We start from the raw sequence: 5,925 nt of genomic DNA, 5'->3' as shown, positions 1-5,925 counted from the left end.
TCGGCGTTGACGACCAGTTCGCCCCGGTGCACGGCCCCGTCGAAGCCGAGGAAGCTCAGGTTGATCAGCCGCAGCTGGTCCGGGCCGACCGGGCACCCAGCGCGCCAGCTGTTCCCGAGCCGCTCGGCGGTGACGGGCTTGATGACGGCGACATAGGGCGCCAGACCGCTCCCCGCCGGCGCGGCGAGTTCTATGGTCTGGATGCCGGTGGCCGCCGGAGCCGGCGTGGCCACGGTGACGACTGCCGACAGCGCGAACGTGACGACGGCAAGAAGTCTGGTGCTCAGCTTCACTACGAAAGCCCACTTTCTCTCGATTTGACCGCGACAGAAGAAAACGCCCGTCGATGAACGACCGGAATGGACGCACCCGCAGAGTCAGTGGATGGGAACCGGCTTCCACGAGATGGATTCAGCACCCGGAAAAATCACGCGGAAAGTTCCCGGCCGCCGAGGAAATCCGTTTCCGCGCCCACGCCGACGTCACGCAACAACAAGTCGCCTTCCCCCACGAACCATCCCCAGTCACCGAGAGTGCCGGAATCGTCACCTCTGCCATCCCCAGCTGGTGAGGCACTCTCGCCAGGCCGACCGTGCCAGCGGCGACCGGACGGCGTCAAGCGCCCCGAAACGTTTTACCCCTGCCCGAAGGGTTCCCGGAAACGGGAACCTCCGCGCATCGTGCCGCGACCTGCGGAATCACCACCAGGGAGGCATCGAAGTGCGGACCGGCGCCCGGGAAAGCGCATTCGCGAACCGGGCATATCCGGCGACCGTCCACAATGGCTCGGCCGCGGCCGAGCCCCGAACCCGGTGTCGCGCGTCGTTGTCCGGAGTCGCGCATTGGTCAAGCCGGCTCCGGGGCGCCACCTCGGACGCGCGGCACTAGGTGCCGGATTCCCCGGTGAGTGCCCGGTACACCGGCCGAAGCACCTCGGCGACGTCTTCCCCACCCACCGTGATCGCGAACGGCGGGGCCTGGTCCAGCAGCGCGTCGAACACTGTCCGCGGCCCGTGCAGGCGCGCCGCGCCGGCCAGGCCCGGCGCCCGGCCACCGTCGAAGAAGGTGTCCATGACGTCGGTCAGGGCCGGGGACCCGTCGCCGGGGCCGGGTGGCTCGGCCGAGATGAGCCGGTTCTTCAGCTCCTCGAGCAGCGCTTCGCGGTCGCGGCCGCGCAGCGCGGGGATCGTGAACGGATCGTCGGCGACCCGCGCCACGAGCGCGGAGAACACCGCGTTCAGGTGGCCGCACGGCACCTCGGCGACCGGGCAGGTGCAGTCCAGCGACACCTCCCGCGCCGACGAGGGGAACAAGGGCAGCCTCAGCGCCTTGAAGGTCTCCTCGACGTCCCGGGGCAGCTCGCCACCGAGCAGCTGGACCGTGAGTGACGCTTTGGCGGCGAGCGCGGCGGTGATCGCCGCCCAGTCCGCCTTCCCGAACGCCGTCAGCCCGATGCGCACCCGGTGCGGCCGGCCGTCCCGCACCTCGGCGTCGACGCGCCCGGCGCCGACCTCCAAGGACACGACCTCCCCCCGGCCCGTCGCGGGCAGGAGGACACCGAGCGCCGTCAGCGCCCGGATGAACCGGGTCGGCCACCACGGGAGCGGCTCAGTCATCGATCGCCTCCTCCCCCAGCGCGAGCACCCCGCGCAGCGCGTCCGTGGACAGTTCGGTGAGCCGGCTTTCGCCTTCTCCGACGACCATTCCGGCGAGCGCGCGTTTCCGGGTGATCACCGTGTCGATGCGGTCCTCGATGGTCCCCGGGCAGACGAACTTCCGGACCTGGACCGTGCGTCCCTGCCCGATCCGGAACGCCCGGTCGGTGGCCTGGTTCTCGACGGCCGGGTTCCACCAGCGGTCCAGGTGCAGGACCTGGCTCGCGGCGGTCAGCGTGAGCCCGGAGCCGCCGGCTTTGAGCGAGAGCAAGAGGATTCGCGGCCCGTCGCCGGCCTGGAAGCGTTCCACGATCGCGTCTCGCGCCGCTTTCGCCAAGCCACCGTGGAGAAACGCGACTTCGGTGCCGAGCCGGTCCGTCAGGTGAGGCACGAGCAGGTGCCCGAACTCGGTGTACTGCGTGAAGCACAGCACCCGGTCGCCCGAGGCCAGGATTTCCGCCAGGACCTCTTCGAGGCGGCTGACCTTGCCGGAGCGCTGCCCGATCGGGGAGCCGTCGTGCAGCAGCTGCGCCGGGTGGTTGCAGACCTGCTTGAGCTTCGTGATGGCGGCGAGGACGTTGCCGCGGCGCTTGATGCCCTGGCTGTTCTCGATCTTCGTCATCATCTCGTCGACGACCGCGCGGTACAGCGTGCCCTGTTCGCGGGTGAGCCGGTATTCCTGCCGGATTTCGATCTTTTCCGGCAGCTCGGGAACGATCGCGGGGTCGGTCTTCACCCGGCGCAGCAGGTACGGCTGCGTGAGCCGGCGCAGCGCGGCGGCCGTGGCGGTGTCGCCCCGGCGCTCGATCGGGGCCGCGAACCGCTGCCGGAACTCGAACCGGCTGCCGAGCAGCCCGGGGTTGAGCAGGTCCAGCACCGACCACAGGTCCGCCAGCCGGTTTTCCACCGGGGTGCCGGTCAGCGCCAGCCGGTGCCCGGCCGGGAACCGGCGCACCGCCTTGGCCGTCGCGGTGTCGGCGTTCTTGATGGCGTGCGCTTCGTCGAGCACCAGCCGCCGCCAGGCGAACGTCTCGAGTTCACCGGCGTCACGGGTGGCGGTGGTGTAAGTGGTGACGACGAGGTCGGCCGCGGCGACCTGCCCGGCGAGCGCGTCCCCGTGTGCGCGGGCGCTGCCGTGGTGGGCGAGGACCCGGAGGTCCGGGGCGAAGTTCGCCGCCTCCCGCTGCCACATGCCGACCAGCGACATCGGGCACAGCACCAACGTCGGCCGTCGATCGCCGTCCACCCGCTCGGCGGCCTCGAGCGCCAGCGTCTGGACGGTTTTGCCGAGGCCCATGTCGTCGGCCAGGCACGCACCGAGCCCCAGCGCCGACATGAACGCCAGCCAGGCGACACCCCGCTGCTGGTAGGGCCGCAGGGTGGCGCGGAACGACGGCGGCAGCCCGACCGGCCGCAGGGCCTGGTGAACCCGCCCGGCCAGGACGTCCCCGACCCAGCCGACGGCGTGGACGTCGGTGACCGGGAGCGGTGCCGCCGGCCCGAGGTGGACGAGCTCCAGCAGCTCGGCCGCGGTGGGGCGCCCGGCGGGCCGGTCCGGGTCGCGGCGGAGGAACTCGAGGCCGGCGCGGAGCCGGTCGGGGTCGACGCTGATCCACCTCCCCCGCAGCCGCACCAGCGGAGTCTTCGCCGCGACGAGCCTCGCCAGCTCCTCCTCGCCGATTTCGTCGTCGCCGACCGCGATCGACCAGCGGAACCCGGCCAGCTCGTCGCGGCCCACCCGGCTGCGGGTGACGACCTGCTCGGCGGGCGTGCTGCGGACCGACAGCCGCAGCCCGAGCCGTCGCCGGCCGTCCCAGGTGGCCGGGAGCTGCACTTCGAACCCGGCCTCGACCAGCCGGGTCGCACCCGAGGTGAGGAACCGCTCGGCTTCCTCGACGGTCAGGTCGTACTCGGAGGGTTGCGTCCGGCGCAGGGCGGGCGCCAGCATCGGTTCCACCAGCGCGGCCCGGCCCAGTTCGGCGGCCAACAGCCCCTTCGGGTCCCGGACCAGCCCGTGCGCCTGGCCCGACCAGATCTGCCCCGCCGACAGCAGCAGGCTCGGATCGGCCGTGGCCCGCAGGAGGAACTGCAGCTGCCACTTGGTGCCGTCGCCGGTCTGGTCGTCGGGATCGTCCGCGTCCGGCGGACGCAGCGTGCGGACTTCGGCCAGCCGGAAACACGCCCGGCCGTCGACGACGTCGGAGTCGGCGACCTCGTCCCACTTCGCGACGGCGTCGGCCAGCACCCCGAGCTCGGCCAGCGGCAGCTCGACGCGGGCAGCACCGCCCTGCAGAGCGGCCAGCCACACCCCGGCCACTCCCCCGTCCCCGCGCAGGTCGACGGGCGGGTCCGCCCGCGCCAGCCGGTCCCGGGCCGCCGCGTCGACCAGGGTGTGGAGGGCATCGGTGACGAGCGCGCGCGGCGAGCCCCCGGTGAGCGGCGCGACCTGCTCGGCCCGCCCGACCGGCGGCATGGCCTCGGCCAGGGCGTCGAACGCGACGAAGTCCACGCCTTGGAGCACCGGGCGCCACCGGGCCTCCGCCGCGTCGCCCCGGCGGACCAGCGTCGGCAGCACCCGCCCGCGCCGCACCAGGTCCGCGGCCAGGCGGGCGACCGCCCGCAGGTAGGTCACCGAGGATCCGTAGGAGGCCGAGTCGTCGAGGTCGTCCAGCTCGGTCGCGTCCACGATCAACGCCGGGACCGACCACGGCCGCAACGACGGCGCCGGGCCACGCCGCTTGCCGCCCGCCGGCCGCTCGGAGGAGGCGAGCGGCCGGTTCGCGCGCGACGGGAGCAGCAACGTCGCCGAGGTGGGCTTTCCGGGATGCAGCGCGGTCAGCTGCGCACTGGAGACGGCGAACGGATGCGGAAGCGCGATCCGCACCGAGCGGCTCGACGTGCCGGCCGGGCCCCGGTCGTGCTCCGCCCAGAGCAGCAGGCCCCGGCCCGGCGACCACAGGGCGTGCACCATGGGCAAGGTCTGGGTCTCCTTCGTCCGATCCGGGTTCCCCCTGATCGTCGCACGGGCGCCGGTGGGGTTCGGCGGCACCGCCCGCGGCCGCGGTACTGTCGCGTTTTCGTCCTGGACCGGCCGCCTCGCTGGCCGCTACCTTACGGGGATGGCCGCTGGGGACACCCTGGAGCAGCTCGAGTGGAACGCCCGGCTGGGCGCGGGAAAGCTCGCCGGCACACCGCGGCTGACCGCCGACGACGGTCTCGCCCTGCTCTCCGAGATCGCCTACGCCCGGGTGATCCGCCGAGATCCCCGGACCGTTCTCGACCTGGCGACCGGTTCACGCCGGTTCGGGGGGACCGATCGGGCCGAGGTCGTGCGGCTGCTCACCGGTTGCGGGCTGTTCACCGCCGAGGACCGTGGTTTTGCCTTCGCCGACGAGGAGCTGGCGCACTTCCTCGCCGCGCGTCACCTCGCCCGGCGTCACGCGCGGGGGCCGAGGTGGTGGCAGCCGTGGACCGGGAAGTACCTCGCGCCGCGCGCGGACTGGCCGTGGCCCGCTCTCGAAACCCACCTCTTCCTCGCCGCGCTGTGGTGGCGGGAGTCCCGGGCCGCCGTCGAGCGGCGGCTGAACCGGCTGCTGAGCGACGACCACTGGTACCCGAACATCCGGTTCGTGCTGGAGCTGCTCCGGCGCGACCTCGTGCCGGGCAACAACTTCACCGGCCGCGCCACCGAAGTCCTCGGCGAGGCGCTGCGCGGTGACCGGCTGCCGGACGACCACTGGCTCGCGGGGGCGGGCTGGCTGTCCGCGCTCGATCCCGCGGCCACCAGGACGTTGCTGGACGACCTCGTCCGCATCCCCCGGGACGGCTGCCGGCCGCAGCGGAAGCTCATGGCGGTCGACGAGCTGGCAGAACACGATCCGCCCCGGGCGAAGGAGAACCTCGCGATCCTGGCCACCGGCCTCGTCGGCAAGCCGGAGGACCGCCTCGAAACCGCCCGGCTGATCGGCGAACGAGACGCCGCACTGGGCGTCCGGGCGATGCTGACGCTCGCGCGGTCGGCGGCGATGCGGGAACTGCGTGTCCCGGCGGCGATCGCGGCCGGCTCGGTCGAAGTCATGCGGGAACTGACCGAGCCCCGCCACGGCCTGTCGGACGACGGCCGGCTGAAGCTGCTTGCGGAACTCGTGACCCGCGACGCCGACCAGGAAACGGCCGGCCTGATCGTCGCGACCGCCACCGAGCCGGCCACACCCGCGCGGGTCGCGGCTCTGGTGCACCCGCGCGATCCTGCCGCGGCGATGCGGATCGT

The 5,925-nt window shown here is 73.0% G+C and carries 3 protein-coding genes and 1 pseudogene; 1 reads left to right on the top strand and 3 read right to left on the bottom strand.

The features are described from left to right. The 3 genes and pseudogenes from CCN39_RS46920 to CCN39_RS46910 form a co-directional block, all read right to left on the bottom strand. Positions 1-293 (bottom strand): annotated as a pseudogene (locus CCN39_RS46920) (M15 family metallopeptidase); the annotation flags it as partial. A gap of 591 nt (positions 294-884) precedes the next feature. Then, positions 885-1,616, bottom strand: a complete 732-nt coding sequence (locus tag CCN39_RS46915; RefSeq protein WP_086853575.1) for an SWIM zinc finger family protein — start codon at positions 1,614-1,616, stop codon at positions 885-887. Further along, a complete protein-coding gene (locus CCN39_RS46910) occupies positions 1,609-4,632 on the bottom strand; it encodes a DEAD/DEAH box helicase (protein ID WP_086853576.1) in 3,024 nt (1,007 codons plus the stop codon). Before CCN39_RS46910 ends, CCN39_RS46915 begins: the two co-directional genes overlap by 8 nt. Before the next feature lie 142 nt (positions 4,633-4,774). Between CCN39_RS46910 and CCN39_RS46905 the strand changes: the two genes are divergently transcribed. Beyond that, positions 4,775-5,925: hypothetical protein (locus CCN39_RS46905; protein ID WP_143264449.1), on the top strand; the 1,151-nt coding region annotated here is incomplete at its 3' end.

The organism is Amycolatopsis kentuckyensis, from assembly GCF_002155975.1.
Taxonomy (GTDB): Bacteria; Actinomycetota; Actinomycetes; order Mycobacteriales; family Pseudonocardiaceae; genus Amycolatopsis; species Amycolatopsis kentuckyensis.
This window is presented reverse-complemented; position numbering and strand designations above follow the sequence as displayed.